The sequence below is a fragment of the Mycobacterium sp. 1465703.0 genome (assembly GCF_001672975.1).
Classification (GTDB): domain Bacteria; phylum Actinomycetota; class Actinomycetes; order Mycobacteriales; family Mycobacteriaceae; genus Mycobacterium.
In genome coordinates this window covers 24,265-50,130 of record NZ_LZKU01000127.1, presented here as the reverse complement: position 1 = coordinate 50,130, position 25,866 = coordinate 24,265, and the positions used below count along the sequence as shown (strand labels likewise).

21 protein-coding genes and 1 pseudogene are annotated in these 25,866 nt (G+C 66.0%); 10 read left to right on the top strand and 12 right to left on the bottom strand.

Features of this window, described 5'->3' with window-relative positions; translation table 11 throughout:
* Window positions 1-19: 19 nt before the first annotated feature.
* Window positions 20-928 carry a DUF5336 domain-containing protein gene (locus tag A5625_RS11245; protein WP_066993025.1) on the bottom strand — a complete coding sequence of 303 codons (909 nt, stop codon included), beginning with the start codon at window positions 926-928 and terminating at the stop codon, window positions 20-22.
* Window positions 929-1,182: 254 nt separating this feature from the next.
* Between A5625_RS11245 and A5625_RS11240 the strand changes: the two genes are divergently transcribed.
* Window positions 1,183-2,031, top strand: coding sequence for an LLM class F420-dependent oxidoreductase (locus tag A5625_RS11240; RefSeq protein WP_066993022.1), 849 nt, complete (start codon window positions 1,183-1,185; stop codon window positions 2,029-2,031).
* A 3-nt stretch (window positions 2,032-2,034) separates the two neighbouring features.
* Here A5625_RS11240 and A5625_RS11235 read toward each other — a convergent pair whose 3' ends face one another.
* From A5625_RS11235 to sucC, 3 genes are all read right to left on the bottom strand, one after another.
* Window positions 2,035-3,561, bottom strand: coding sequence for an acetyl-CoA acetyltransferase (locus A5625_RS11235; protein WP_066993019.1), 1,527 nt, complete (start codon window positions 3,559-3,561; stop codon window positions 2,035-2,037).
* A gap of 86 nt (window positions 3,562-3,647) precedes the next feature.
* Window positions 3,648-4,550, bottom strand: coding sequence for a succinate--CoA ligase subunit alpha (gene sucD / locus A5625_RS11230; protein WP_066993017.1), 903 nt, complete (start codon window positions 4,548-4,550; stop codon window positions 3,648-3,650).
* Between the two features lie 17 nt (window positions 4,551-4,567).
* Window positions 4,568-5,731 (bottom strand): ADP-forming succinate--CoA ligase subunit beta, encoded by a 1,164-nt coding sequence (gene sucC / locus A5625_RS11225; protein WP_066993014.1) that lies wholly within the window; start codon window positions 5,729-5,731, stop codon window positions 4,568-4,570.
* Window positions 5,732-6,054: 323 nt separating this feature from the next.
* Between sucC and A5625_RS11220 the strand changes: the two genes are divergently transcribed.
* On the top strand, window positions 6,055-7,107 hold the full coding sequence (locus tag A5625_RS11220; RefSeq protein WP_197516049.1) for a M23 family metallopeptidase: 1,053 nt from the start codon (window positions 6,055-6,057) through the stop codon (window positions 7,105-7,107).
* A 1-nt stretch (window position 7,108) separates the two neighbouring features.
* Window positions 7,109-7,702 (top strand): hypothetical protein, encoded by a 594-nt coding sequence (locus A5625_RS11215; RefSeq protein WP_066993011.1) that lies wholly within the window; start codon window positions 7,109-7,111, stop codon window positions 7,700-7,702.
* A 78-nt stretch (window positions 7,703-7,780) separates the two neighbouring features.
* Here A5625_RS11215 and pcrA read toward each other — a convergent pair whose 3' ends face one another.
* A complete protein-coding gene (gene pcrA, locus A5625_RS11210; protein ID WP_066993009.1) occupies window positions 7,781-10,192 on the bottom strand; it encodes a DNA helicase PcrA in 2,412 nt (803 codons plus the stop codon).
* Window positions 10,193-10,602: 410 nt separating this feature from the next.
* Between pcrA and A5625_RS11205 the strand changes: the two genes are divergently transcribed.
* Together A5625_RS11205 and pgi are read left to right on the top strand one after the other, a co-directional pair.
* Window positions 10,603-10,923: a chorismate mutase gene (locus tag A5625_RS11205; protein ID WP_082984366.1), complete on the top strand. Its 321-nt coding sequence runs from the start codon at window positions 10,603-10,605 to the stop codon at window positions 10,921-10,923.
* Between the two features lie 69 nt (window positions 10,924-10,992).
* Window positions 10,993-12,657, top strand: coding sequence for a glucose-6-phosphate isomerase (pgi, locus tag A5625_RS11200; RefSeq protein ID WP_066993005.1), 1,665 nt, complete (start codon window positions 10,993-10,995; stop codon window positions 12,655-12,657).
* 3 nt (window positions 12,658-12,660) lie between these two features.
* On the opposite strand, the gene A5625_RS11195 is transcribed toward pgi, so the two are convergent.
* The 4 genes and pseudogenes from A5625_RS11195 to cobF form a co-directional block, all read right to left on the bottom strand.
* Window positions 12,661-13,410: an SDR family oxidoreductase gene (locus A5625_RS11195; protein ID WP_066993003.1), complete on the bottom strand. Its 750-nt coding sequence runs from the start codon at window positions 13,408-13,410 to the stop codon at window positions 12,661-12,663.
* Between the two features lie 41 nt (window positions 13,411-13,451).
* Complete coding sequence (locus A5625_RS30105) at window positions 13,452-13,952, bottom strand: zinc finger domain-containing protein (protein WP_369830002.1); 501 nt, start codon at window positions 13,950-13,952, stop codon at window positions 13,452-13,454.
* 120 nt (window positions 13,953-14,072) lie between these two features.
* A pseudogene (locus tag A5625_RS30100) lies at window positions 14,073-14,315 on the bottom strand (DNA-formamidopyrimidine glycosylase family protein); the annotation flags it as partial.
* Between the two features lie 4 nt (window positions 14,316-14,319).
* Window positions 14,320-15,066 carry a precorrin-6A synthase (deacetylating) gene (gene cobF / locus A5625_RS11185; RefSeq protein WP_066992978.1) on the bottom strand — a complete coding sequence of 249 codons (747 nt, stop codon included), beginning with the start codon at window positions 15,064-15,066 and terminating at the stop codon, window positions 14,320-14,322.
* 125 nt (window positions 15,067-15,191) lie between these two features.
* On the opposite strand from cobF, the gene A5625_RS11180 reads away from it, so the two are divergent.
* The 4 genes from A5625_RS11180 (at window position 15,192) to A5625_RS11165 (ending at window position 19,484) form a co-directional block, all read left to right on the top strand.
* Complete coding sequence (locus A5625_RS11180; protein WP_066992976.1) at window positions 15,192-16,097, top strand: diiron oxygenase; 906 nt, start codon at window positions 15,192-15,194, stop codon at window positions 16,095-16,097.
* On the top strand, window positions 16,094-17,332 hold the full coding sequence (locus tag A5625_RS11175; protein ID WP_066992970.1) for a DUF4873 domain-containing protein: 1,239 nt from the start codon (window positions 16,094-16,096) through the stop codon (window positions 17,330-17,332). The genes A5625_RS11180 and A5625_RS11175 overlap by 4 nt, the downstream gene beginning before the upstream one ends.
* A 384-nt stretch (window positions 17,333-17,716) precedes the next feature.
* Window positions 17,717-18,481, top strand: a complete 765-nt coding sequence (locus A5625_RS11170) for an STAS domain-containing protein (RefSeq protein ID WP_066992968.1) — start codon at window positions 17,717-17,719, stop codon at window positions 18,479-18,481.
* A gap of 136 nt (window positions 18,482-18,617) precedes the next feature.
* Window positions 18,618-19,484 (top strand): LLM class flavin-dependent oxidoreductase, encoded by an 867-nt coding sequence (locus A5625_RS11165; RefSeq protein WP_066992965.1) that lies wholly within the window; start codon window positions 18,618-18,620, stop codon window positions 19,482-19,484.
* 345 nt (window positions 19,485-19,829) lie between these two features.
* Here A5625_RS11165 and A5625_RS11160 read toward each other — a convergent pair whose 3' ends face one another.
* Window positions 19,830-20,636: an enoyl-CoA hydratase/isomerase family protein gene (locus A5625_RS11160; RefSeq protein ID WP_066992963.1), complete on the bottom strand. Its 807-nt coding sequence runs from the start codon at window positions 20,634-20,636 to the stop codon at window positions 19,830-19,832.
* Between the two features lie 74 nt (window positions 20,637-20,710).
* Between A5625_RS11160 and A5625_RS11155 the strand changes: the two genes are divergently transcribed.
* Window positions 20,711-21,628 carry an SAM-dependent methyltransferase gene (locus tag A5625_RS11155; protein ID WP_066992961.1) on the top strand — a complete coding sequence of 306 codons (918 nt, stop codon included), beginning with the start codon at window positions 20,711-20,713 and terminating at the stop codon, window positions 21,626-21,628.
* A 10-nt stretch (window positions 21,629-21,638) separates the two neighbouring features.
* Here the strand turns inward: A5625_RS11155 and A5625_RS11150 are convergent, their stop codons facing one another.
* Entirely contained in the window at window positions 21,639-23,579 is a 1,941-nt protein-coding gene (locus A5625_RS11150; RefSeq protein ID WP_066992957.1) for a fumarylacetoacetate hydrolase family protein, read from the bottom strand.
* On the bottom strand, window positions 23,576-25,831 hold the full coding sequence (locus A5625_RS11145) for an ATP-dependent DNA ligase (protein WP_066992953.1): 2,256 nt from the start codon (window positions 25,829-25,831) through the stop codon (window positions 23,576-23,578). The genes A5625_RS11150 and A5625_RS11145 overlap by 4 nt, the downstream gene beginning before the upstream one ends.
* Between the last annotated feature and the right edge of the window lie 35 nt (window positions 25,832-25,866).

Sequence of the window (25,866 nt, the reverse complement as noted above, 5' to 3'; positions counted from 1 at the left end):
TAGGCGAGACAGCGCACGATTAGCTGGGCGCTGGCCCAGACGGGGATGACCCGGACTGTTGCTCCTGGCCGAAGGACTGCTGACCGCCGCCCTGCTCGGAGTAGTTGGTTGTCTTCGACTCCGACCCGCCGGTGTTGGGCGGCGGGCTGAAGCTGGGGAAGCCGGTGGGCGGCGTGGACGGACCGTGCTGCTGCGCGGACTGCTGAGCACCCGACTGCGGCGCAGGCTGGGCGCCGAAACCGCCGGTCGGAACGCCGCTCTGGGTCGGTGCCGCGCCCGGCGAGTAGCCGGGGTACTGCAACCCGTATCCCTGAGGCGACTGGTGCTGGCCGTGCTGCTGCGCGCCCGGCTGCTGACCGTAGTAAGGCTGTTGACCGTATTGGCCGCCGTATTGCCCGTACTGGCCGTACTGCGCGTACGGGTCGTACTTGGGCCGCGGCGCCGGCGCCGTGATCACCCCGGAGTCCAGCAACACCGAGACGACTGCGGCGATTGCCTGGAGGACGACCGCGGCCACCAGCGGCCACATCGCCCAGCCGATCGCGAAGCCGGCGGGCAGGTTGATGGTCTCGGTGATGGCCAGCAACGCACCCAGAACAGCGATGACCGCGACGATTCCCGAGTAGTTCTTGGCCTTGGGCAACAGACTCAGCCCGGCCAGCAGCGCGGCCAGCAAGGCAACCACGACTGCAGTGCCCGCGTCGCCGGCGCGTCCGCCGATGCCCGGGCCGAGGTCGGCGCCGATGGTGAAGGTGGGGCCGAAGTTCAGCAGGTAGGCGGCCAGACCCAACACCACCACCGCGATGTTCAGGTAGAACGGCAGCTTGCTCGCCCCGTCGTCGTCTTTGGCGAAGGACGGTGTGGCGCCTGAATAGGTGCCGCTTGGCTGCGCCGGTGGATAGCCCGGGCTTCCGGGAGAGTACGTCATGGCTCCTCCTGTTGCTTCCAGTGCCTTGAACTGCTTAGCGGGCGCGATAGTTGCAGTGCAACGCTGTGCTTCCAGGCGCATCGCTGCGTTAGCGACGCGGTCGATCACCCACGCTAGCGCACGTGCGGCAAAGCGTGCCGCTGCCACTGGCTTCGGCTGCGGCGCCCACACCGACGGTGCGGCGAACCTTTCGCGAGACGGTCCGTGTCATGACAGCTTGCCCAGCAGAGGTAGAACACGTTCTAATTCTCTGCATGGATTACGGGCTTGTGCTTTTTACCAGCGACCGCGGCATCTCCCCGGCGAGGGCCGCGAAGCTTGCCGACGACCACGGCTTTCAGACGTTCTACGTGCCAGAACACACGCACATTCCGGTGAAGCGCGAGGCGGCTCACCCGACGACGGGGGACGAATCGCTGCCCGACGACCGCTACATGCGGACACTAGACCCGTGGGTAAGCCTGGGCGCGGCGTGCGCGGTCACCTCGCGGGTGCGGCTGTCCACCGCGGTGGCGCTGCCGGTCGAACACGACCCGATCACGTTGGCGAAAAGTATTGCCACGCTTGATCACCTGTCCGGCGGTCGGGTCAGCCTGGGCGTCGGATTCGGCTGGAACACCGACGAACTCGCCGATCATGGGGTGCCGCCGGGGCGCCGCCGCACCATGCTGCGCGAATACATCGAGGCGATGCGGGCACTGTGGACCGAAGAAGAAGCCGAGTACGACGGTGAATTCGTCAAGTTCGGTCCCAGCTGGGCCTGGCCCAAGCCGGTGCAGCCGCACATCCCGCTGCTGGTCGGTGCCGCCGGCACCGAGAAGAACTTCAAGTGGATCGCCCGCAGCGCCGACGGGTGGATCACCACTCCCCGCGACTTCAACATCGACGAGCCGGTGAAGCTCCTTCAGGACACCTGGGCCGCCGCCGACCGCGACGGCGCCCCCCAGATCGTGGCCCTGGACTTCAAGCCGGTGCCCGAGAAGCTCGCCAAATGGGCCGAGCTCGGGGTGACCGAGGTGCTGTTCGGTCTGCCCGACAAGTCCGAGGACGAGGTCGCCGCCTACGTCGAACGGCTGGCCGGCAAACTAGCGGCTCTCGTCTGACGCTCAGGCCGGCACGGCCCGGTTGTCCTTCTCCGTCGGCCGCACCACGATCGGCGCCCCGAGCGGCTCGCCGTCGCTGAGTAGACCGACAAGATCGGGGTCCTCGGCCAGGGCCAGGAAGCGGCTGCCGTCGTCATCGAGGCGCCCGATGATGATGCCGGTGTGCGCCGGCCAGTCGTAGCGCACGGTGTAGGTCTCGATGGTCGCCGATCCGTCGGCCTTGACGGTCACCGGCATCTTGGGACGGGCGGCGACCTCGGCGCGCAGTGCGGCGCTGTTGTCGGGCGTGAAGTTCACCGGCGTGGTTGAGTACACCCCGACGGAGTACTTGCTCATGATCCCGCCGTTGGCGGCGACCAGGCCGAATTGCCCTGGGCGGTCCCGCATTTCGCTGACCGTCTCGGCGATGCCGTGCAGTGAGTAGTTGTTGCCCGGTCCGCCGAAGTACGGCAGGCCGCCGGTGAGGGTCAGCCCACGCGGATCGTGGGCGGCCAGACCCATCCCGTCGCAGAAGTTGAACACCGGCACCGGGAAGCAGCTGTAGAGATCGAAGGTCGAGACGCCGTCGATGCCGACACCGGCTCCGGCGAGGGCTTCGCGGACCGCCAGCACCGACGCGGAGTTGTAGGTCAGGTCGAGGCGGTCCAGCAGCGGCTGGTCCACCATGTCGGCGTGACCGTGCAGGTACACCCAGCGCTCCTCGGGCACGCCGAGCCGGCGGGCGGCCGCCACCGACATCATCAGCGCGGCCGCGCCCTGGTTGACCTGGTCGCGGGCCACCAGCAGCCTCGGGTACGGATCGCAGATCATCCGGTTGGAGGCGGTCACGGTGATGAGCTCGTCGACGCTGCGTTCCACCGGGGAAGAGGCGAACGGGTTCTTCGCCGCCACTTTGGTGAACGGGGCGAACAGCTCGCCCATCTGGCGCCGGTAGTCGGCGACGCTCAAGCCCAGCCGCGCCCGGCGCGCGTTCTCCAGCAGCCCATACTGGGCCGGCGCGCCGATGAGGCCATGCGCGACGGTGTAGTCATCGAACAGACCGTCGTAGCCGAAGCCCCGGTCTTCGAGGGAACCCTCGACCGTGTCGGAATGATCCGGCTTATCCCGGTCGGCGAAATACCGGATGCTCGAGGTGTTCTCGGAGCCGAAAATCATCACGACCTCGGCCGCCCCCGAGGCGATGACGCCGGCGAATTCAGTGACCAGATGCTGGGGGCCCTGGCCGCCGATCGGCTCGAGAATCGCGCGGGCCGGTGTCGCGCCGATGCGCTTGGCCACCGACCGCGGGTAGTTGTTCGACTTGCCCATCGGCGCCGGAGTGCGCCCGGAGAGCTCGAACTGCCGGATCGCGGCGACGGTGTCGATGGCCGCTGCGACCGCGCTGACGTCGGCCCCGGAGTCATGCAGTGCGGCCTGCGCCGCTGCCGTCGCCAACTCCACCGACGACATCCCGCGATAGCCGGAGTCCTCGATGCGCTCGGTGAACTGCCCCACGCCGACGATGACAGGCGTGTGCGGGTCGAGATTCATAGACCCACTATCTACCGCAGCGCCGGACCCCGGCAAAATCCGGGGCCGGCTCGCTACGCCGCGCTCGCGATCGCCACAGGCGAGCGCTACAGGCTTTGCAGGATCTCGCGAGCCAGCGCGGCGGTCTCCGACGGGGTCTTGCCTACCTTGACCCCGGCCGCCTCCAAGGCCTCTTTCTTGGCGGCCGCGGTACCCGACGAGCCGGACACGATGGCGCCCGCATGGCCCATCGTCTTGCCTTCCGGCGCAGTGAATCCCGCGACGTAGCCGACGACCGGCTTGGACACGTTGGCCTTGATGTAGTCGGCCGCACGCTCCTCGGCGTCACCGCCGATCTCGCCGATCATCACGATGACTTTGGTGTCGGGGTCCTTCTCGAACGCTTCGATGGCGTCGATGTGGGTGGTGCCGATCACCGGGTCACCACCGATACCGATCGAGGTGGAGAAGCCGAAATCGCGCAGCTCGTACATCATCTGGTAGGTCAGAGTGCCCGACTTGGACACCAGCCCGACCGGCCCGGGGCCGCTGATGTTCGCCGGGGTGATGCCGGCCAGCGCCTCGCCCGGGGTGATGATGCCGGGACAGTTCGGCCCGATGATGCGCGTCTTCTGGCCCTTGTCGACGTTGTAGGCCCAGGCATATGCGCTGTCCTGCACCGGGATTCCCTCGGTGATGACCACCAGCAGCGGGATCTCGGCGTCGATGGCCTCGATGATCGCGTCCTTGGCGAATTTCGGCGGCACGAAGACGACCGACACGTTGGCCCCGGTCTCCTTCATCGCTTCCTCGACGCTGCCGAAGACGGGTAGTTCAACGTCCTTGCCGACCGGGTCCACGTGCGACACGGTGGTGCCCGCTTTGCGGGCGTTGACCCCGCCCACCACCTGGGTGCCGGCCTTGAGCATGAGCGCGGTGTGCTTGGTGCCCTCACCACCGGTGATGCCCTGGACGATTACTTTGGAATCCGCGTTAAGGAAAATAGACATCGGCCATTGGTCCTTTTCTACTTGTTCGCCAGCTCGGCGGCTTTGTCGGCACCGGCGTCCATGGTCTCTGCCTGGATGACCAGCGGGTGGTTGGCATCGGCGAGGATCTTGCGGCCTTCGTCGACGTTGTTGCCGTCCAGGCGGACCACGAGCGGCTTGTTGGCCTCGTCACCGAGCATGTTCAACGCGGTCACGATGCCGTTCGCGACGGCGTCGCACGAAGTGATGCCACCGAACACGTTGACGAACACGCTTTTGACCTGCTTGTCGTTCAGGATGACGTCCAGCCCGGCGGCCATCACCTCGGCCGAAGCGCCCCCACCGATGTCGAGGAAGTTGGCCGGCTTGACCCCACCGTGCTTCTCGCCGGCGTAGGCGACGACGTCGAGCGTCGACATCACCAGGCCCGCGCCGTTGCCGATGATGCCGACCGAGCCGTCCAGCTTGACGTAGTTCAGGTCGTGTTCCTTGGCCTTGAGCTCCAGCGGATCGGTGGCGTCGCGGTCCTCGAACTCGGCGTGGCCGGGCTGACGGAAGTCGGCGTTGGCGTCGAGAGTGACCTTGCCGTCCAGCGCCAGGATTTGGTCTTGCGGGTCGCGCACCAGCGGGTTGACCTCAACCAGGGTGGCGTCTTCGGCGACGAAGACCTCCCACAGCTTGTTGATCGTGACCGCGGCGGCGTCGAGCACCTCGGCGGGCAGGTGGCCCTGCTCGGCGATGGAACGAGCGGTCGCCAGGTCGACGCCCTTGACCGCGTCCACCGGGACCTTGGCCAGCCGTTCGGGCTTGGTGGCGGCGACCTCTTCGATCTCCATGCCGCCCTCGACCGAGCACATGGCCAGGTAAGTGCGGTTGGCCCGGTCGAGCAGGAAGGAGATGTAGTACTCCTCGGCGATATCGCTGGCCTCGGCGACCAGCAGCTTCTTCACGACGTGTCCCTTGATGTCGAGACCGAGGATGTTCTTGGCGTGTTCGTAGGCGTCGTCGGGCGTCGCCGCGTACTTGACGCCACCCGCCTTACCGCGTCCGCCGACCTTCACCTGCGCCTTGACCATCACTGGACGACCGATCTCGGTAGCGATCTCCCGAGCGCCTTCGGCGGTATCGGTCACGCGCCCCGGCGTAGTCGGTACCTTGTGCTTGGCGAACAACTCTTTTGCTTGATACTCGAAAAGGTCCATGGACTCTCTGTCTTCGCTCGACTCAACTATTAGGCCTCTTGGTGGGCGGTGCCGCATTCGGCAACTCGCACGGACGAACTTTATCGACCCCTCGAACAGCGTTGATCGCCGCGTCCGCCGATGTGGTACAGCTCACGAGCTAGGGGTTGACCGTCCGCGTGATACAAATCACAAATCGGCCCGGATCTTCCCACGCGGTTGCCAGCCGCGCGCGTTAGCGGATACCTTCCTAGGGTCCAGATAACGTTATGGTCACGATACGAGGACATTTCAGGTTGTCCCAGCACCGTTTTGCCCGGCCTTCTGCCGTAACTGAGGGCGTTGTGAGGGTTGGTCGCGCAGCAGGCGCCCGGTGGGCGGATGCACCGCATCGCACCGAGGTCACCGAAATCCTCCCGCTCGACGGCTTTGATTTCGACGACTTTGACTTCAGTGACGACGCCGGCGATCTCAGCGGCCTGGACTTCAGCAACGACTCGCCGTTCGACAACGCGACGCGAGTGTTGCTGGCACCCGAACTCGACGACCTGCACGAGACCGACGATCTGCGCCCGGTCTGGCTGGCCGCACCCGTCACCGAGGTATTGCCGCGAATTGTCGTCGAGCCGCGCACCGAGCGGCGTCTCGATCGTTCGCACGCCACCGACGTCGTCGGCGTCGCGCGCCGCGGCGGGCAGCACCGCAAGCAAGCCACCAGCGCCGCCCGTGGGCGGCTGCTGATCTCGGCGATGGCCGCCGGTGCCGCAGCCGCGGCGGCGCACTCCGCCACCGGCCACGCCGACACCCCCAAGACTGATGCGGTGTTGACCGCCAACGCATCCGCACTAACTGGCGGAGCGGGCAGCAATACCGTCCGCGGCGCCCAGGTGATCGCCGCGGAGCCGGCGGCCACCGCCGCGCTGCACAACCAGGAGCTGGCCAAGGGTGTCGCCTTCGCCAACGATCGCGCCCAGCGCGAGGCGCGGTTGTCGCAACCGCTCTTCGTCATGCCCACCAAGGGGATCTTCACCTCCAACTTCGGCTACCGCTGGGGCGTGCTGCACGCCGGTATCGACCTGGCCAACTCGATCGGGACACCGATCTACGCGGTGTCCGACGGCATCGTCATCGACTCCGGCCCGGCCAGCGGCTACGGGATGCTGGTCAAGCTCCGGCACGCCGACGGCACGGTCACGCTCTACGGACACATCAACACCACACTGGTCAGCGTCGGTGAGCGGGTGATGGCCGGCGACCAGATCGCCACCATGGGCAACCGGGGCAATTCCACCGGTCCGCACCTGCACTTCGAAGTACTGCAGGGCGGCACCGAGCGGATCGACCCGGTGCCGTGGCTCGCTAAGCGTGGTCTCAGCGTCGGCAACTACGCTGGCTGAGGTGACCGCGCCGAACGAAGAACCTTCCGGTCCGCATCCTTCCGAGCCCGCGGCCGAGCCCGCGCCAGAGCCCGAATCGCCCTCTGACACACGGACACGGATCATCCGGCGTGCGCCGACCGGACCGATTCCGACCACGCCGGACACTCCGACCACGCACTTCGCCTCGCAACCGCCGGCCTACCGGGCGGGTCGCACCGGTTATGCCGGAGTAGCGGCCCTTGAACCCAGCGACCGCACGGCCGTCGCCGCCTGCGCAGTCAGCATCGTCAGCGGCTGGGCGACCTCGGTGGTGGCCACCGACCTGATCGCCGGTTGGTGGCGATCGGACCGCCTGTTCTGCATCGCGGTCGCGTTTCTCGCTCTGGTGTTCGCGGGCACGACGGTGTCGGGCGTGATCCTGCTGCTGAAGCGCCGATCGATCAGCCGCTACCTGCTGATGGCCGGCGCGCTGGTCGCGATTCTCACCTATGTCGGCGTGTTCATCGCGGGTGCCCGGGTCGCCTGGGTTGTGCACCTGCTGCCGGTCTTGCCGATCGCCACGGTGGTGCTGGTGTTGCTGCCGCAAACCAAACGCTGGCTGGACGCCGCCTGACCCGCCGAACGTGCACTGACAGCGAAGATTTCCCTATTTTTTCGCGCTGAGTGCACGTTCGACTCGTCTAGTCGCCGGCTAAAGCTTGCTGATCGGGGCGTGGTTGTGCATCAGCTTCACCCGCCCCGAGCTGCCGAAGTCGATCAGCGACATCGCCGATTCGCCGACGCCGGACACTTCCTCGACCCGGCCCAGCCCGTACTTATCATGCGTCACCCGGTCACCGGGTTCGAGCACCAGTAGCGGTCGCTTGCTCATCGCCGAGCGGGTCGGGGCCGCACGTGGCGTGCCGAACCGGCCGGCGCCGCTGACCGGTGCGCTGAACGAGGGCGCCGGCGCGGTGCGCCGCCATTCGATGAGCTCTTGTGGAATCTCTTGCAGGAAGCGCGATTCCGGGTTGAGCATGGGTTGTCCCCAGGAGGACCGGACGATTGCCCTGCTCACGTAGAGCCGTTGGCGGGCCCGGGTGATCCCGACGTAGGCCAACCGCCGCTCCTCGGAGAGTTCGACCGGGTCGTCCAACGACCGCATGTGGGGGAACATTCCGTCCTCCCAGCCGGTCACGAACACCACCGGAAATTCGAGGCCCTTCGCGGTGTGCAACGTCATCAGGGTGACCATGCCAGCGCCGTCCTCGGGGATCTCGTCGCTGTCCGAGACCAGCGAGACCCGCTCCAAAAACTCTGCCAGCACACCCGTATCCGGCACGTCTTCGTCCTCGGGGGTTTGCAGGGACTCGTCCAGTGCGGCGGCGTTGGCCCGGTCGGTGCTGAATTCGTGTGCCACGCTGACGAGTTCGTTGAGGTTGTCCAACCGCGCCAGTTCTTGGGGGTCGGTGGAGGATTCCAGTTCCCTGCGGTAGCCGGTGCGTTCGAGCACCGACTCGACCAGATCGCCAAGATCGTCGTCCAAGCGGCCGCGCAACTCGTCCAGCAACTCGACGAAACCGGCGATCGCCTTCTCCGCGCGCGAATTCAGCATCGGCACTTTGCCTTCGGCCGCGGCAACCAGCGCGTCGGCGAAACTTGCGCCGGTGTTCTCCGCGTACACCGCCACGCAGGCCTCGGCACGATCGCCGATACCACGGCGCGGGGTGTTCAGTATGCGCCGCATGCTGACCGCATCCCCGGGGTTGTCCAACACCCGCAGATAGGCGACGATGTCGCGAATCTCCTTGCGCTCGTAAAAGCGCACTCCCCCAACGACTTTGTAGGGGATCCCGGCGCGGATGAACACCTCTTCGAAAGACCGCGACGAGTTGTTGGTGCGGTAGAAGACGGCGACGTCGTTGTAGGTGATCTCGCCCTTGTCGGCGAGCGCGTCGATCTCCTCGGCGACGAATCGGGCTTCGTCGTGCTCGTTGTCGGCGACGTAGCCCACGATCAGCTCGCCGGCACCTTCGGCGGTCCACAGTCGCTTGTCGCGGCGCCCGGAGTTGCGGGCGATCACCGAGTTGGCCGCGGACAGGATGTTCTGCGTCGAGCGGTAGTTCTGTTCCAGCAGAATGGTTGTCGCGTCCGGGTAGTCGCGTTCGAAATCCTCGATGTTGCGAATGGTGGCGCCGCGGAAGGCATAGATCGACTGGTCGGCGTCACCGACCACGCACAGCTCCGCGGGCGGCACCTCATCAGATACCTCGTCACCGCCGGGCTGATTCGGCGGTCCCAGCTTCGCCTCGCCTCCGCCGGCCCCCGGGCCAGCTCCGGCGAGCCTCGCTGAACCGCCGCGGCCGGCCAGTTCGCGTACCAACACGTACTGCGCGTGGTTGGTGTCCTGGTACTCGTCGACGAGGACGTGGCGGAACCGGCGCCGGTAGTGCTGGGCGATCTGCGGGAAGGCGCGCAGCACCGCGACGGTTTCCCCGATCAAATCGTCGAAGTCCAGCGCGTTGGCCGCCCGCAGCCGCCGCTGGTATTCGCCGTAGACGCTGGCCACCGTGCGGGACAACTCGTCGGAATCGTCGGTCAGGTTGTCCACCGCCTGGGCCGGGTCGATCAGCTCGTTCTTCAGGTTGGAGATGGCGTTGGCGAGCAGTCGCGGCGAGTAGCGCTTGATGTCGAGCCCCATGTCGCGCCCGATCATCTGCAGCAGACGCCGCGAGTCGTCGGCGTCGTAAATGGAGAAGTTGGAGTTGAGACCCTCGATCAGCGATGCCTGGTTGCGCAGGATGCGCACACAGGTCGAGTGGAAGGTGGACACCCACATGGCGCGGGCCCGGTTGCCTACCAACCTCACGACTCGTTCCCGCATCTCGGCGGCGGCCTTGTTGGTGAAGGTGATGGCCAGCACCTGGCCGACCCCGACCCCGCGTTCGGCGATCAAGTAGGCGATGCGGCGCGTCAGCACCGCGGTCTTCCCCGAACCGGCACCCGCGACGATCAGCAGCGGGGAGCCCTCATGCACCACCGCTTGGCGCTGTTGCGGATTGAGGCCGTCGAGCAGTTGATCTGCTTCGGAGGCCGGCTTGGCATCTGTTGCGTGCACACTCATGTCAGTCCAAACTTACCGCCGCCCACTGACGACTAGCGCCCTGGCATCAGATCAGGTTAGTGGCCCCAGCGCCCGGGGCGGCGGCACGTCGACCGCCGACAATTCGGCGTGTCGGATGCCACGTCGGCAACCGGATTCTGTTCGGTGGGGTACCTGCGCCAGAGTCCAAAACTGCAGCTTAAACATGTTTTTCCTGTGCGTTTACTGGTTTTGCTGGCGCATGTTGTTTTTAGTGGCACACTCGATTTGTGCTCAACGTGCAGTGTCGGCAGTGCCTCGCCACCCAGGACTGGCGTCGCCGATTTCGCTACGGGTACCCTTTCGTGGTGCCCGTGGTCTAACTGCTTCCGCAGAGCCCCGGGGTCCGCATTCAGCACTCGGGGATCGTCTTTTGTGAGGCCCGATACTGCATGAGACCAGACCCCCCACATCACGACGACGACGCGGAGTCCGCAGAGATGAACATCGAGACAGTCGAGACCCAAGAGGTCACCGACATAGACGACTTGCGCCACGAGATCGACCGGCTCGACGCCGAGATTCTCGCGGCGGTGAAGCGACGCACCGAGGTTTCTCAGGAGATCGGAAGGACCCGGATGGCATCCGGCGGGACCCGACTGGTGCACAGCCGTGAAATGAAGGTCATCGAGCGTTACAGCGAGCTGGGCCCCGACGGCAAGAACCTGGCGATCCTGCTGCTGCGGCTGGGCAGGGGCCGGCTCGGTCACTGAGTCACTGGTCGCGCACAGCGGACGCCGTTACGCCTGGCTCCGCCAGGTCGCAGCCCATAGGGTCGAAGCATGACCTCCGTGCACACCATCCCCGACATCACCGCCACTCCGGCGTGGGACGCCCTGCGCAGGCATCACGAGCAAATCGGCGACACCCATCTGCGCCAGTTCTTCGACGACGATCCCGATCGCGGCCGTGAGCTGACCGTGTCGGTCGGCGACCTCTACATCGATTACAGCAAGCACCGCATCACGCGAGAAACGCTGCGGCTCTTGGTCGATCTGGCGCGCACGGCCAACCTCGAAGAGCGCCGCGACCAGATGTTCGCCGGAGTACACATCAACACCTCGGAGGATCGCGCGGTGTTGCACACCGCTCTGCGACTGCCCCGGGACGCCGAACTGGTGGTCGACGGCCAGAACGTCGTCGAGGAAGTGCACTCGGTGCTCGACGCGATGGGCGACTTCACCGACCGGTTGCGCAGCGGTGAATGGACCGGAGCCACCGGACAACGGATCAGCACGGTGGTCAACATCGGCATCGGTGGTTCGGACCTGGGCCCGGTGATGGTCTACCAGGCGCTGCGCCACTATGCGGATGCGGGGATCTCGGCCCGCTTCGTCTCCAACGTCGACCCGGCCGATCTGATCGCCACCCTGGCTGACTTAGACCCGGCCACAACACTTTTCATCGTCGCGTCGAAGACATTCTCGACGCTGGAAACTCTGACCAACGCCACCGCCGCGCGCCGCTGGATTACCGACGCGCTGGGCGACGCCGCGGTGGCGCAGCACTTCTGCGCCGTCTCGACCAACAAACGCCTCGTCGACGACTTCGGCATCAACACCGACAACATGTTCGGATTCTGGGACTGGGTGGGAGGCCGTTACTCGGTGGACTCGGCGATCGGCCTTTCGGTGATGGCCGTCATCGGCCGGGAAGCCTTCGCGGACTTCCTGTCTGGATTCCACATCGTCGACCAGCATTTCAAGACCGCACCGCTGGAGTCCAATGCACCTGTCCTGCTTGGACTTATCGGCCTGTGGTACTCCAACTTCATGGGTGCGCAATCGCGCGCCGTACTGCCGTATGCCAACGACCTGGCCCGTTTCGCGGCCTATCTGCAACAGCTGACCATGGAATCCAACGGCAAGTCGACCCGAGCGGACGGCAGTGCGGTCACCACGGACACCGGCGAAATCTTTTGGGGCGAACCGGGAACCAACGGACAGCACGCCTTCTACCAGTTGCTGCATCAGGGAACCCGATTGGTGCCCGCCGACTTCATCGGATTCAGCCAACCCATCGACGACTTGCCGACCGCCGAAGGCAGCGGCAGCATGCACGACTTGTTGATGAGCAACTTCTTCGCCCAGACCCAGGTCCTGGCCTTCGGCAAGACCGCCGAAGAAATCGCCGCCGAGGGCACCCCAGCCGACATCGTGCCGCACAAGGTGATGCCCGGTAACCGGCCGTCGACTTCGATTCTGGCCAACCGGCTCACCCCGTCGGTCATGGGTCAGCTGATCGCGCTGTATGAACACCAAGTCTTCACCGAGGGCGTGATCTGGGGAATCGATTCGTTCGACCAATGGGGCGTGGAGCTGGGCAAAACTCAGGCCAAGGCATTGCTTCCGGTGATCACCGCGGACGGTTCGCCGGCGCCGCAGTCGGACAGCTCTACCGACGCCCTGGTGCGCCGCTACCGCGCCGAACGCGGACGCACCAGCTGAATCTCAGGCGAACATCTTGGTCAGCTGAGGCGGCAGTACCCGCATCAACTGCACCAGCGGCGCCCACGGCCACCACGGCACCGCGGCCCGGCCGGGCTCACGTTCCATGGCGGCGACGAGTGCATTGACGCCAGTTTCGTTGTCCACCATCAACATTGTGCTGTTGGACTTGGCCGTCATCTCCGACTCGATGTAGCCGGGCTCGAGGACCGAAACTTTGACGGGTCCCTTGGCGTATTCGGCGCGCAAAGATTCACCCAGTGAGCTCACCCCGGCCTTGCTTGCCGCATAGGCGGCCTTGACGCCGGGCACACCCTTGTTGCCGAGTACCGACGAAATCAGCACCAGGTGGCCCGAACCGTTGTTGTTGAACATCTCCAGCGCCGTCTCGATCTGCACCAGCGCTGCAACCAGGTTGGTCTCGATGGTGGCTTTGTTGGCCCACAGCTTGCCGGAGCCCAGCTTTGCGCCCTTGCCGATGCCGGCGTTGACGATGATGCGGTCGACGCCGCCGAGTTCGTCGCTCAGTTCGGCGAACACCTTCGGGACGGCCTCGTGGTCATTGACGTCCAGCGCGGCGACCGCGACCTTGATGCCCGGATACTTCCGCGACAGCTCGGCTTTCAGCTCATCGAGCCGGTCGGTGCGACGTGCGCACAGCGCAAGGTCGCGGCCCTTGGCGGCGAAGGCGCGCGCCATGCCGGCGCCCAGGCCGGAGCTGGCACCGGTGATGAGGATCTTCTGGCGAGTCATCGGGGCAGCATATCGACAGGTGTCAACTGCCGGTTGGGCGACTACTTCAGCAAACGCGACATCCGCCGGTCGGCCAGGATCTTGCCCCCGGTCTGACAGGTCGGGCAGTACTGAAAAGACTTGTCCGCGAACGAAACTTCTCGCACGGTGTCCCCGCACACCGGGCAGGGCAGCCCGGTGCGGGCGTGCACGCGCAATCCGGAGCGCTTCTCGCCTTTGAGCGTGGCCGCGCCCTGGCCGACGGATCGGCTCACCGCATCGGTGAGCACCGAGACCATGGCGTCGTGCAGGGTGGCGAGCTGCTGGTCGGACAGCTTGCCGGCGGTGGCGAACGGCGAAATTCGCGCGACGTGCAGGATCTCATCGCTGTAGGCGTTGCCGATGCCGGCGATCACCTTCTGGTCGGTGATGACGGTCTTGATCCGGCCGGTGTTGCCGGCCAACAGATTGGCCAGCCCGTCGACGTCCAGGTCCAGAGCGTCCGGGCCGAGGACGGCGATTCCCGGGACCTGCTGGGGGCTCTCGACGAGCCAAACCGCCAGCCGCTTCTGGGTTCCGGCCTCGGTGAGGTCGAAGCCGGGCGCCTCACCGGGGGTGCCCAGGTGCACCCGCAGCGCGATCGGGCCCTTGCCGGGCCGCAGCGGCGCCGCGGCCAGCTTGTCGGACCACCGCAGCCAGCCCGCACGCGACAGGTGAGCGATCAGGAACAGGTTGTCCGTCCGCAGCCCCAGGTACTTGCCCCACCGTTCGGCCCCGACAACCGTCTGGCCGTGCAGCGCGCTGATCGGTGGGTCGAAGGTTTTCAGCACGGACAGGGCGGCGATGTCGACCCGGCCGATCGTCAGATCGACGGCATGGCGCCGTAGATGGTCGACCAGCGCTTCGATCTCGGGTAGTTCGGGCACCGTTTCAGTGTGCCGGTCTGAGCAAATAAGTGTCCATGATCCAGCCGTGCCGGGCGCGGGCTTCGGCTCGCAGCGAAGCGATGCGGGGCGCGACCTCGCCCACCGTGCCGGCGATGAGCAGTTCGTCTTCGGTACCGAGGTAGGCGCCCCACCAGATTCGGGTGTCGGGCGGGCAGACCTGAAAAGAGCAGTCGGCGTCGAGCATCACCACGGCGGAACCCGAGGCCGGCCCGTGTGTGCGCAGTTGCCGCCCGGTGGTGATCAGGACGGGTTCGCCAACCTCGTTGAGCGGGATGCGGTGCCGGGCGGTCAGCGCCTGGACGGCGGTGATGCCCGGGATCACGTCGAAGGTGAAGTCGACCCGCGCGACGACGGCATCCAGGATGCGCAACGTGCTGTCGTACAGCGACGGATCGCCCCAGGCCAAGAACCCGCCGACGCCATCCGGACCCAGCTCGGCAGCGATGGCGTCGGCCCAGATCTGCGCGCGAGCGGCATGCCATTCGGCAACCGCGCCCCGGTAATCGGCATCATCGGCCCGCTTGGGGTCGGGCAGCTCGACGAAGCGGTAGCCCGGTTCGCGGATGAACCGGCCGCAGATCTCGCGTCGCAGCGCCACCAGGTCGCTCTTCTGCTCGCCCTTGTCCATCACGAAGAACACCTGTGTGTCGTTGAGCGCCTCGATCGCCTGCACGGTCAGATAGCCGGGGTCCCCGGCCCCGATGCCGATGACATGGATGTGCCGGCCCACTACGTCGCCTCCTGCCGCTCGTTGCCCGTCAGATTGCCGAACCGCAACCTTCAGCATCTAGCCGGGACCGTAAGTACCCAGTACCATGGGTACCGTCTGAAGCACCCAATGGAGGGACGCCAGCGATGACCACTCCGGTGAAGCCGGCAGGACCGAGTCGTGAAGATTTCTCCGACCGATTGCTGAAGGGCTCGGTCAAAAAGTCTTACGAGCCCGTCGTCGACATTGACTGGGACGCCCCGCTGGATCCGGACAAGTTCTATCTGCCGCCCCGATTGGTGTCGCTGTACGGCACGCCCATGTGGGACGAGATGAGCCGTGAACAACAGATCGAGTTGTCCCGCCAGGAACTGGTGAACACGCTGTCGGCCGGGATCTGGTTCGAGAACATGCTCAACCAATCGTTGCTGCGCACGATCCTGCACGAGGACCCGACCAGCAAGTCGACACATTACAAGCTGACCGAACTGGGCGACGAGACCCGCCACATGGTGATGTTCGGTAAGGCCATCGAACGCATTGGCGCCAAGCCGGTACGTCCGCGGCTATTCCACAGGATGATCATCAATTTCCTGCCTCTGGCTTTTCAGCGCGGCTCGATGCTCTGGGTGGCCGCCCTGATCGGTGAGGAGATCTTCGACTCGCTGCAGCGGCAAATGATGGATGACCCGGAATTGCAGCCAATCATCCAGCGGCTCATGCGGATTCACGTCACCGAAGAGGCGCGCCATATTCAGTTCGCCCGCGACGGCGCACGCAAGCGCGTCGTCGAGATGCCGCGGTTCAACCACTGGTTCATGGCCAACATCAACGGCCTGGGCGGATACTTTTTCAACTACCTGTTCAGCAATCCCGTCCCTTACGCTCGAGCGGGTCTCGACCCCAAGCGGGCCCGAAAGGTCGCGCGTACCAGTCCGCATCGCCGCGAGGTGCAGGTTGCCGGCTTCGCTCCACTGGCGACGTTTCTGACCGAAGTCGGCCTGATGGGCTCGATCGCGCGGCGTGGCTGGAAGCGCAGCAGGTTTCTGTGACGCAGCCGCGCGAAGACGCTGAGCACCGCTGCCACATTGCCGTCGTCGGTGCCGGCGCACGCCGCCAGAGTGCCCGAACCGCCTTGCTGGCAGCCGGTTTCAACGACCTGGTGATGCTGGACAGCGAGGTCCGGTGTGCACGCTTCGACGACGATTCCGACACCTGGCGGTTGACCATGGCGGGTGGCGAAGTCATCCGGGCCGACGTTGTCGTCGCCGCTTACCGTGGCGTCCCGCTGCCCTGGCTGCCCCGCATCGCCGGGCGCGACGAGTTCGGCGGAGCATCGTTTCATGCCGCGGCGTGGGACGCCGAATTCGATCCGTTCGGCAAGCACATCGCGGTGGTCGGAGCCGACGCGTCGGCCGGCCACCACCTCGGGCGGCTTGCCCGAACAGCGGCGTCGATCACGGTGTTCGCCCACCCGCCGCGCCGCTTCGTGACCGAGGTGCCGGCGTGGTCCACCCGCGCAAAACGTTGGCTGCGCCGCCACACCCGGCCTGCCGCACGGCCTTCGGTCGCGATCGCCGCGTCGGCAATCGAGGGGGTGACCGCATCTGGCGTGCGGACCGTCGACGGGGTCGACCACCGCATGGACGCGATCATCTACGGCACCGGCTTCTACATCCCCGCCGACGTCCCCGATGAGAAATTGGTCGGTGCGGCCGGGCTGCCCATTCGGCGGGCCTGGCACGACGGCATGGAGCCGTTCTGCGGCGTGGCGGTCCGCGGGTTCCCCAACTACTTTTTCGTCACCGGACCCGATCCGGACGCGCAGGCGCGCTACGTCGGCGAGTGCCTGAAACTCATGAGGCGCACCGCCAGTGGCCGCATCGAGGTGCGTGCCAGCAGCCAGCGGGTGTTCAACGAGCGTGCTCAATTGCGACCTGCCGAGCCGCCGCCGGTGGCTTCCGCCTTCGACCTCTCGGCCAGCACACCCGCCGGAGATGACACCTACGACGGATCGGCCACGCTGGAACTGGCCGGCACCCGCCATGAGGTCCGGGTGCGGCTGACCGGTCACTTGGACCCGATCGACGGGCACTACCACTGGCAGGGAACGATGTTCGGTCCGGCATCGGGACCGCTGTCCGACGACGTCCTCAAGCAAGCGCGGGCCGGCACCCTGACCGTCGGTGCGTGCAGCGCGCCGGCCCGCATCGTCGAACAAACACCGTGGGGGACGCACACGGTCGCCGGGGTGGGCGCTCCCCCCTACGCGCTGAGCAACGACTGAGCCGATCAGCGGGCTACCGCGCGGCGCCACGGCCGGCCCAATTTGCGCTGGTTAACGCACATTTTTTACGTACTAGAAAGTTTGGTCGCGCCCATGCCGTGGTAATCACGGTGAAAGCGCGCGCTGGGCACCCGGAGGACTCCACTAGTGCATTGCGGTGGTGCTGGTCGACGCCCGGCGGTGTGGGGAGGGACCGCATGATGCTTTTGTTGCGGGCTTGCGGCACGGATTCGCCGGGATCCCAATCGCAGCCTGCGGATTGCAGCTATTTTGGGCTGCCCGCTCTCCAAGTAGACTTTTGCCCCGAATGGCGGATACTCAAGCAATCGGTTCGGCAGGATGCGAGGAGCGGGAAATGGGACCGGACGCCAGGACCGAGCTGGGATGAGTCCGGTAGCTGAATCGGCCGGCCCGCTGGCCGTCGCGATGCGGACCGATGACTCGGTATCCGTTTTGACCGTCAACGGCGTACTTGATGACGCCAACTCGACCGCACTACGCGACCGCATTCTCAAGGCCGCGTTGGACGATGCCGCGGCGGTGATCGTCGACGTCTCCGGACTCAAGGTGCGGGCCGAATCGACATGGTCGACCTTCATGAGCGCGTACTGGCAGGTCGGTAGCGGGCCCCACATTCCGATCATCTTGGTTTGCACCGACCGAGCGGCCCGCGAAGCGATCGCCCGCAGTGGGGTCAGCCACTTCATGCCGGTGTACCCGAGCGAGAAAGCCGCACTGAAGGCACTCGGCGAGAACGGCCGTCGCGCGGTGCGGCGCGCCGATGTCCAGTTGCCCGCTGACCTGACCAGCCTGCGCGAGTCGCGGCGCCTGGTCCGCGAATGGCTCACCACATGGTCGCAGTCCAAGCTGATCCCGGTGGCCTTGGTGGTGGTCAACGTGTTCGTCGAGAACGTGCTGGAACACACCGCCAGCGTTCCGGTGGTGCGGATCGAGGCGCAAGGCAAGACGGCCGCCATCGCGGTGTCCGACGCGAGCAACTCACCCGCGGTGCGACTGCCGTCGCCGCCGAAGGGCATCGACGTGTCCGGACTGGCGATCGTCGACGCGTTGTCACGCGCCTGGGGCAGCACACCCACTTCGTTCGGGAAGACGGTGTGGGCGGTCATCGGTCCCGAGAACCAGCTGTAGTCCGAACCTGCTTCAGCCGGACGCCCGCACGCGGCGGTCGAGGAATCCGGCGAGCTGTCGCACCCGTCTGCCGGTTGTGCTGAAACTAGAACACGTTCTAATGTCGAGTGACGACTCCCCCAGGAAGGCAGATGACGTGCGGTTTACCTACGCAGAGGCAATGACCGACTTTAGGTATTACATCCCGCTGGCCAAGGCAGCCGAGGCGGCCGGTTATCACGCCATGACGATCGCCGACAGCATCGCCTATCCCTTCGAATCCGACTCGAAGTACCCGTACACCCCGGACGGCAACCGCGAGTTCCTGGACGGCAAGGAGTTTATCGAAACCTTCGTGCTGACATCGGCTTTGGGCGCGGTGACCTCGAAGTTGCGGTTCAACTTCTTCGTGCTCAAGCTGCCCATCCGGCCACCGGCGCTGGTGGCCAAGCAGATCGGGTCGCTGGCCGCGATGACCGACAACCGCGTGGGCTTGGGCGTCGGCACCAGCCCGTGGCCCGAGGACTACGAACTGTTGGGTGTCCCGTTCGCCCGGCGCGGCAAGCGGATCGACGAATGCATCGAAATCATCCAGGGCCTCACCACCGGTGACTATTTCGAATTCCACGGCGAGTTCTACGACATCCCCAAGACCAAGATGACGCCGGCTCCCACCAAGCCCGTGCCGATCCTGATCGGTGGGCACGCCGATGCGGCCCTGCGGCGCGCGGCGCGCCTGGACGGTTGGATGCATGGGGGCGGTGACCCCGAGGAACTCGACCACCTGCTGGCCAAGCTCAAGAAGTTCCGCGAAGAAGCCGGCAAGACCGGTCCGTTCGAGATCCACGTCATCTCCGCGGACGCCTACACCGCGGACGGCATCAAACGGCTCGAGGACAAAGGCGTCACCGACGTCATCGTCGGCTTCCGCATTCCCTACATCAAGGGCAAAGACACCGAGCCGCTGGACAACAAGATCCGCAATCTGGAGATGTTCGCCGAGAACGTGATCGCCAAGCTTTAGCGGCGGTCGCAAGCGCGGCGCAGCCGGGCGAAGCGGGCCGCCGCCATCAAGCTCGCGGCGGTCGCAAGCGCGGCGCAGCCGGGCGAAGCGGGCCGCCGCCATCAAGCTCGCGGCGGTCGCAAGCGCGGCGCAGCCGGGCGAAGCGGGCCGCCGCCATCAAGCTCGCGGCGGTCGCAAGCGCGGCGCAGCCGGGCGAAGCGGGCCGCCGCCATCAAGCTCGCGGCGGTCGCAAGCGCGGCGCAGCCGGGCGAAGCGGGCCGCCGCCATCAAGCTCGCGGCGGTCGCAAGCGCGGCGCAGCCGGGCGAAGCGGGCCGCCGCCATCAAGCTCGCGGCGGTCGCAAGCGTTACAGCACATCCCACTTCGGGGCGCGCTTCTCCCGGTGCGCCACGGCGGCCTCGACCGGATTATTGGTGAATCCGCTGAGAATCTGGGTGCGGTTCTCGATCTCGATGGCATGGCGCAGACTGGGCGCGTCCAGCGCGGCGTTGAGGCCAATCTTGGTCTGCCACACGCCGTAAGCGTTGTTCTCGGCGATCTCGCGAGCCTTGCGCAGTGCGGCGGGCATCAGGTCGTCCGGCGCAACGACCTCGTGCACCAGCTTGATGCGGTAGGCCTCGGCCGCGTCGATGATGCGACCGGTGAGCATCAGCTCGCGGGCCACCCCGGCGCCGACGATCTTCGGCAGCAGATAGCTGGTGCCCATGTCCATCGACGAAAAGCCGGCCTTGATGAACACCGAACCGAACCGCGCCTGCTCGGAGGCGATGCGGATGTCGCAGACCAACGAGAACGCCAAGCCACCCCCGACGGCCACACCATTGACCGCGCCGATCACCGGAATGTCCAACTCGTAAATCCGGGTATAGAGGTTGGCCAACCGCACCTGGGCGTCGTAGTTGACCTTGAACGCCGGGGTGGTCGGCCTGTTCTGAGTCCACGGCCGCCCGGTGCCGCTCAAATCGGCGCCCGCACAGAACCCGCGTCCGGCCCCGGTCAGGATCGCCACCCTGAACTCGCCCGCGTCCAGCACATCCAAGGCCTCGTCGACGCCGTCGATCAACGATCCATCGATGGCGTTGAGGCGCTCGGGCCGGTTCAGCGTGATGCAGGCGATGTTGTCGTCGAGAGGTTCCAATGTCACTGCAGGCATAGTGGAACCGTAAGCGACGTGGCTTATACCGATAACGCATACCGTGGTTTTGGCCACGCATCGAAGGAGAAGCCATGGCACGAACCGAAGGTGACAGCTGGGACCTGGCCAACAGCGTGGGCGCCACCGCCACCATGGTGGCCGCCGCCCGGGCGGCCGCCACCAAACGTCCGCAGCCGGTCATCATCGATGAATTCGCCGAGCCGCTGGTGCGTGCCGCCGGGCTCGACCTCTTCACCAAGTTGGCGACCGGCGAACTCGATGCTGATGTGATCGAAAAGGGCGTCGGGTTTTCCCGGTTTGTGGACACGTTCGCCGCGCGGGCCCGGTTTTTCGACGACTATTTCGCCGCGGCCGGCCAGGCGGGGCTGCGCCAGGTGGTGATCGTGGCATCGGGTCTGGATTCCCGGGCCTACCGGTTGCGCTGGCCTGCCGAGACGACGGTGTACGAGATTGACCAGCCGGAGGTGATCGCGTTCAAGACCGCGACACTGGCCGAGATAGGCGCGGCGCCGACCGCCGAACTCCGCACCGTCGGTATCGATTTGCGCGAGGATTGGCCGGCGGCGTTGCAAGAGGCGGGCTTTGACCCGGCCGAGCGGACGGCGTGGCTCGCCGAGGGAGTGCTGATCGGATTTCTTCCACCCGAGGCCGAAGTGCGGTTGCTGGACGCCATCATCCCGTTGTCCAGCGAGGGCAGCCGGTTCGCCGCCGATTATGGAGCCGTCGCCGGAACCTCCCCCGAGGCGCTCGAACAATCGCGGCGCATGGCCGAGGGTTGGCGGCGGCAGGGAGTCGACCTGGACATCACCGCGTTGACCTACCCCGGCGAGCACACCGACGTCGCCGCACACCTGCAAAGCAACGGGTGGGATACCACCAAATCGACGCTTGCCGAACTCTTTTCGGCTGCGGCCCTACCGGAATTAGGGGACGCTGAACACCAGGCCCCCGCCTCCACCATCGGCTTCGTCAGGGCGGTACGACTCTAGCCGCGGGCGGTCACGAGGACCGTTTGGCGAGCCATTCGGCTTGCATCACCAGCAGCGCCATCACCTCCAATTGCGGTGTCTGCGGGTCGAGTTCGCGATAGCGCTGATAGACGTTGACCACGGCGCGCTCGGCGTCCAGCCAGGTCGCGTACTCGCCGAGGTCGATGGTGTCGGCAGCCTCGGCCCACGACAACCCCTGGCGGTAGGCGGCCTCGGCCTGTTCGGCGATATGCACCAGATAGCCACGCACCGCGCGGATTCCGTCCGGATCGGTGACCGGCCCATGGCCAGGCACCACCGTCGGTGCGTCCAACGCGATCATGGTGTCGCAGGCCGCGATCCAGTTGGCGATCGGGCCGGCCCACACGATGGGCGTGCAGCCGATGAACAACAGATCGCCGCCGAACAGCACCCCCGCATCGGGCACATGCACCACCGAGTCGGCGGCGGTGTGTGCCGGACCAAGATTCAGCACGTCGATCCGCCGCCCACCCACCTCGACGGTCAGATCGCGCTCAAAGGTCTCATCGGCGTTGCGGAGCTTGATGTTGCTGAAATCGAAGTGCCCGAAGCGTTCTCGCGTGTACGGCGTGGCGACCGGCCCGAGATTGGCGGTTTGCGCCATGGCCAGCATTTCCGGTGCCATGCCGTGCTCGATCTCCTCGGCGGTGCCGTGCGCGGCGATGATGCGCACCGCGGCGTCGAGCAGTTGATTGCCGTGGGTGTGGTCCCCGTTGGAGTGGGTGATCACCGCGTCGGTGATCGGTGCTGACCCGGTGATAGGCCGCATCGCCGTGAGCATCTCACGGGTCAGCGCCAAGTCGAACAGGGTGTCCACCAGCAGGGAGGCACCCTCCCCGGCGATCAGCCCGGCGTTGCTCCAGCCGTAGCCCCCGTCCGGCAATGTCCATGCCCACACCCGGTCCGCGATTTGATGCAGTCCGCGGGTGTAGGGTACCCGGGCCGGCGCGCGGTTGACCCGTTGCGGCGCGGATGCGGCATCCGGGTTGGGCCGGGCGGCCAACGGCGCGGGCGCGCTGGTCGCGCGGACTGTTTGCCGGGTCTCCCCCAAGCCCTCGACCTGCAGCGTGACGACGTCTCCGTCGTGCAGCCAGCCCGGAAACGATTCCAGCGCTGCGGGATTGAGGTGCTCGACCAGTGTGCAGGTGGGTACCGTGCCGGAGCCGATCACGTCGCCGGGATTGAGCGTGACGCCACGCGAGGCATAGGAGATGACTTCGCCGAAGGTCCAGTCCATCTGGGCCGTCGACCCCGTACCGATGACGGTGTCGTTGACCAGGGCGGTGACTTGCAGATCCAGCTTGCCGTCACGGCGGTAGGCCTCGAGCTCGTCGGGGGTCACCAGGTAGGGACCCAGCGTGACCCCGCTGTCCTTGCCCTTGCCCTGCCCGATCCCCAGTTGGCTTTCCATCTGCTGCAGATCTCGGGCGGACCAGTCGTTGAAAATGGTGTAACCGATGATCGCCTGTTCGGCCTGCTCGACGGTGAGATCCTTCCCGCCGGTTCCGATCACCGCCGCGATCTCCAATTCGAAGTCCTGCCAAGCACTTCCGGGAGCCGTCGGGGCGTCGTCATAAGGACCTAAAACCGTTGCCGGGCAGGCGAAGTAAAACGCCGGGATGCGATACCAAGTGTCGGCGAGCTGCCGTCCGGCACCCAGCGCGGCTTGGCAGTTGCGCATGTGATCGAGGAAGCACAGCGAGTCTCGGATCGACGGCGGACGCGGAATAGGTGCCAGCAATCGCACTTGTGCGAGCGGCGTTGTCGCCGCCGGGGACCGCTGCGCCTCCTCTCCCGCCCGCCGCAAGCCCTCTGAGCCACGCGCGATCAGATCAAGCAGCGTCAGGCCCGGTGACATCGCATAGATGGTGTCGCCGCAGACAACTCCGACACGCTCGCCCTCATCGCCTTGATAGCTAACCCACTTCACTCGCGCACCACCTCACTTGCTTCCTTGTCGGGCCGCAGGCCCCGCCAACTCGATTGGCGCAACCGGTTATCCGGAGTCCACTCGCTGTAGCGCACCTCTCCGACCAGAACCGGCTCCACGTACGTCACGCCCCGGGCTTCACTTCTGGGCAGCGGGGGGTGGAACGGGGATTCGCCGGTGTGCAGCGGTGTCAGCGTCTTCTTCAAGTTGGCCAGGTCACGTTCGGTGAACCCGGTCCCGACCCGCCCCGCGAACTGTAGGCCGTCGGCGGTGGGGATGCCCATCAGCAGTGAGCCGATGCCGCTGGTGCGCCCGCCCTCACCGGCCTTCCAGCCACCGATGACAACCTCCTGGGTGTTCCAGTGCTTGTCCTTGATCCACGACGACGAACGCCGGCCGGGTTGATAGGTCGAGTCGCGCCGCTTGGCGATCACACCCTCCCAACCGCGCCTGCCGGACTCCTCCAGCGCTTGCTTGCCGTCGCCGGGCAGTAGATCGGGAACGATGAGATCGCCTCCGGCGCCGAGCATTTCCAGCACCCTTCGCCGGTCCCGGTAGCTGGCCCGCAACAGCGAGCGGCCATCGAGATACAGTACGTCGAACGCCCAGAATTCGACGCGCGAGCCTTTCCCGCGGTTCTGCATCTCGTGGAAGTTGGGAGCACCGGAAGAGTCCAAGACCACCGCCTCGCCATCAAGTATCACATGATGGTCAGCGAGATCTGCTGCCAGCGAACGTAATTCGGGATATTCCTGAGTGACCTCGCGACCGCGCCGCGACCGTATCCGCAGGGCACCGCGGTCGGCCTCGACCAGCAAGCGGTACCCGTCCCATTTGCCTTCGAAAGCCCATATGCCCGCCTTCAGCGCCGTCACCGAACCATGGGTGGCCAGCATGGGGGCGATGGTGTCGAACTCGAACACCTTTTGGTCCTTCATCCGGTGCGCCAGCCACTGGTCACCATTGGTCTGAATCAGCGCATAGCGTCCGGAAACCTTGTTGCCGTGCAGATTGACGATCACCTCGTCGTCCTGGAACTTCTCGGCGTCATAGGTTCCCGAGTCCCAGATGATCACCTTTCCGGCCCCGTACTCCCCTTTGGGGATGATGCCTTCGAACCCCCCGTATTCCAGCGGATGGTCCTCGGTATGCACCGCCAGGTGATTCACCGAGGTGGTTTCGGGCAGGTTCCTCGGCACCGCCCAGGACACCAATACGCCGTCTCGTTCCAGCCGGAAGTCATAGTGCAGCCGACGGGCGTGATGCTCTTGGATGACAAAGCTATTTCCTTGGCCCAGAGCAGGTTTCGCCGCCGGGACCGGCTCAGGTGTTTTCGATGCGTCACGCATGCTGCGGTATTTGGTCAGGCGATCCGGGACCGGCGCATCCTGGTCCAGCGCTGCCAGCAGGTCGCCGTCGCGGGCGACCCGCTCCAGCACTTCGTCGTAACGCAGGTGGCGCAGCGACGGGTCGTCCAGTTCCTCCCAGGTGCGTGGCGCCGCGACAGTGGGTTGTTCGCGCCCACGTAGCGAATACGGCGCGATGGTCGTTTTGGAGCCGTTGTTCTGGCTCCAGTCCAGAAAGATCTTTCCGGCCCGCAGGCTCTTGGTCATGGTCGACGTGACCAGCGTCGGCATCGTCTTTTCCAGCTGCTGCGCGACGCGTTTGGCCAATACGGTGGCGCCCCTACTGCTGACCGGCTCCTGAAGAGGCGTGTAGAGGTGCAGGCCTTTGCTGCCGCTGGTGAGCGGATAGGTGGTCAACCCGATTCCGGTGATCAGTTCGCGGACGGCGTGCGCCACCTCGGCCAACTGAGCCATCGTCACGCCTTCCCCGGGGTCGAGGTCGAACACCAGTCGGGTCGCCGGTCCGGGTTTGAGTTCTTCGGCCCGGCTGCGGGTCCACTCGGCGATGAACCGCCACTGCGGCACGTGGACCTCCAGCGCGGCCTGTTGGGCGATCCAGGCCAGACCGGTCGGGCTGTCGATGATCGGGTACGTCGTGGTTCCGGATCGGTGCGTCACACTGGCGCGCGGCAGCCAGTCCGGGGCCGAGGAAGCCAGCTGTTTCTCGAAGAAGGATTCCTGGTCGACGCCGTTGGGCCAGCGCTTGCGGGTCGCCGGCCGGCCGGCGATGTGCGGGATCATCACCTCGGCGATCCGCGTGTAGTAGTCGAAGATGTCGGCCTTGGTGGTGCCGGCGGCGGGGTACAGCACCTTCTCGGCGTTGGTCAGCTTCACCCGCGGCGCCATAGCAGCCAACTTACGCGGTTGAGCTGCGATAATCC

Bases quoted from the DNA above. Each gene is read 5' to 3' on its own strand.
- A5625_RS11245 (WP_066993025.1), bottom strand. From the start codon at position 928: ATGACGTACTCTCCCGGAAGCCCGGGCTATCCACCGGCGCAGCCAAGC.
- A5625_RS11240 (WP_066993022.1), top strand. From the start codon at position 1,183: ATGGATTACGGGCTTGTGCTTTTTACCAGCGACCGCGGCATCTCCCCG.
- A5625_RS11235 (WP_066993019.1), bottom strand. From the start codon at position 3,561: ATGAATCTCGACCCGCACACGCCTGTCATCGTCGGCGTGGGGCAGTTC.
- sucD (WP_066993017.1), bottom strand. From the start codon at position 4,550: ATGTCTATTTTCCTTAACGCGGATTCCAAAGTAATCGTCCAGGGCATC.
- sucC (WP_066993014.1), bottom strand. From the start codon at position 5,731: ATGGACCTTTTCGAGTATCAAGCAAAAGAGTTGTTCGCCAAGCACAAG.
- pcrA (WP_066993009.1), bottom strand. From the start codon at position 10,192: ATGAGTGTGCACGCAACAGATGCCAAGCCGGCCTCCGAAGCAGATCAA.
- A5625_RS11205 (WP_082984366.1), top strand. From the start codon at position 10,603: ATGAGACCAGACCCCCCACATCACGACGACGACGCGGAGTCCGCAGAG.
- pgi (WP_066993005.1), top strand. From the start codon at position 10,993: ATGACCTCCGTGCACACCATCCCCGACATCACCGCCACTCCGGCGTGG.
- A5625_RS11195 (WP_066993003.1), bottom strand. From the start codon at position 13,410: ATGACTCGCCAGAAGATCCTCATCACCGGTGCCAGCTCCGGCCTGGGC.
- A5625_RS11180 (WP_066992976.1), top strand. From the start codon at position 15,192: ATGACCACTCCGGTGAAGCCGGCAGGACCGAGTCGTGAAGATTTCTCC.
- A5625_RS11170 (WP_066992968.1), top strand. From the start codon at position 17,717: ATGAGTCCGGTAGCTGAATCGGCCGGCCCGCTGGCCGTCGCGATGCGG.
- A5625_RS11160 (WP_066992963.1), bottom strand. From the start codon at position 20,636: ATGCCTGCAGTGACATTGGAACCTCTCGACGACAACATCGCCTGCATC.
- A5625_RS11155 (WP_066992961.1), top strand. From the start codon at position 20,711: ATGGCACGAACCGAAGGTGACAGCTGGGACCTGGCCAACAGCGTGGGC.
- A5625_RS11145 (WP_066992953.1), bottom strand. From the start codon at position 25,831: ATGGCGCCGCGGGTGAAGCTGACCAACGCCGAGAAGGTGCTGTACCCC.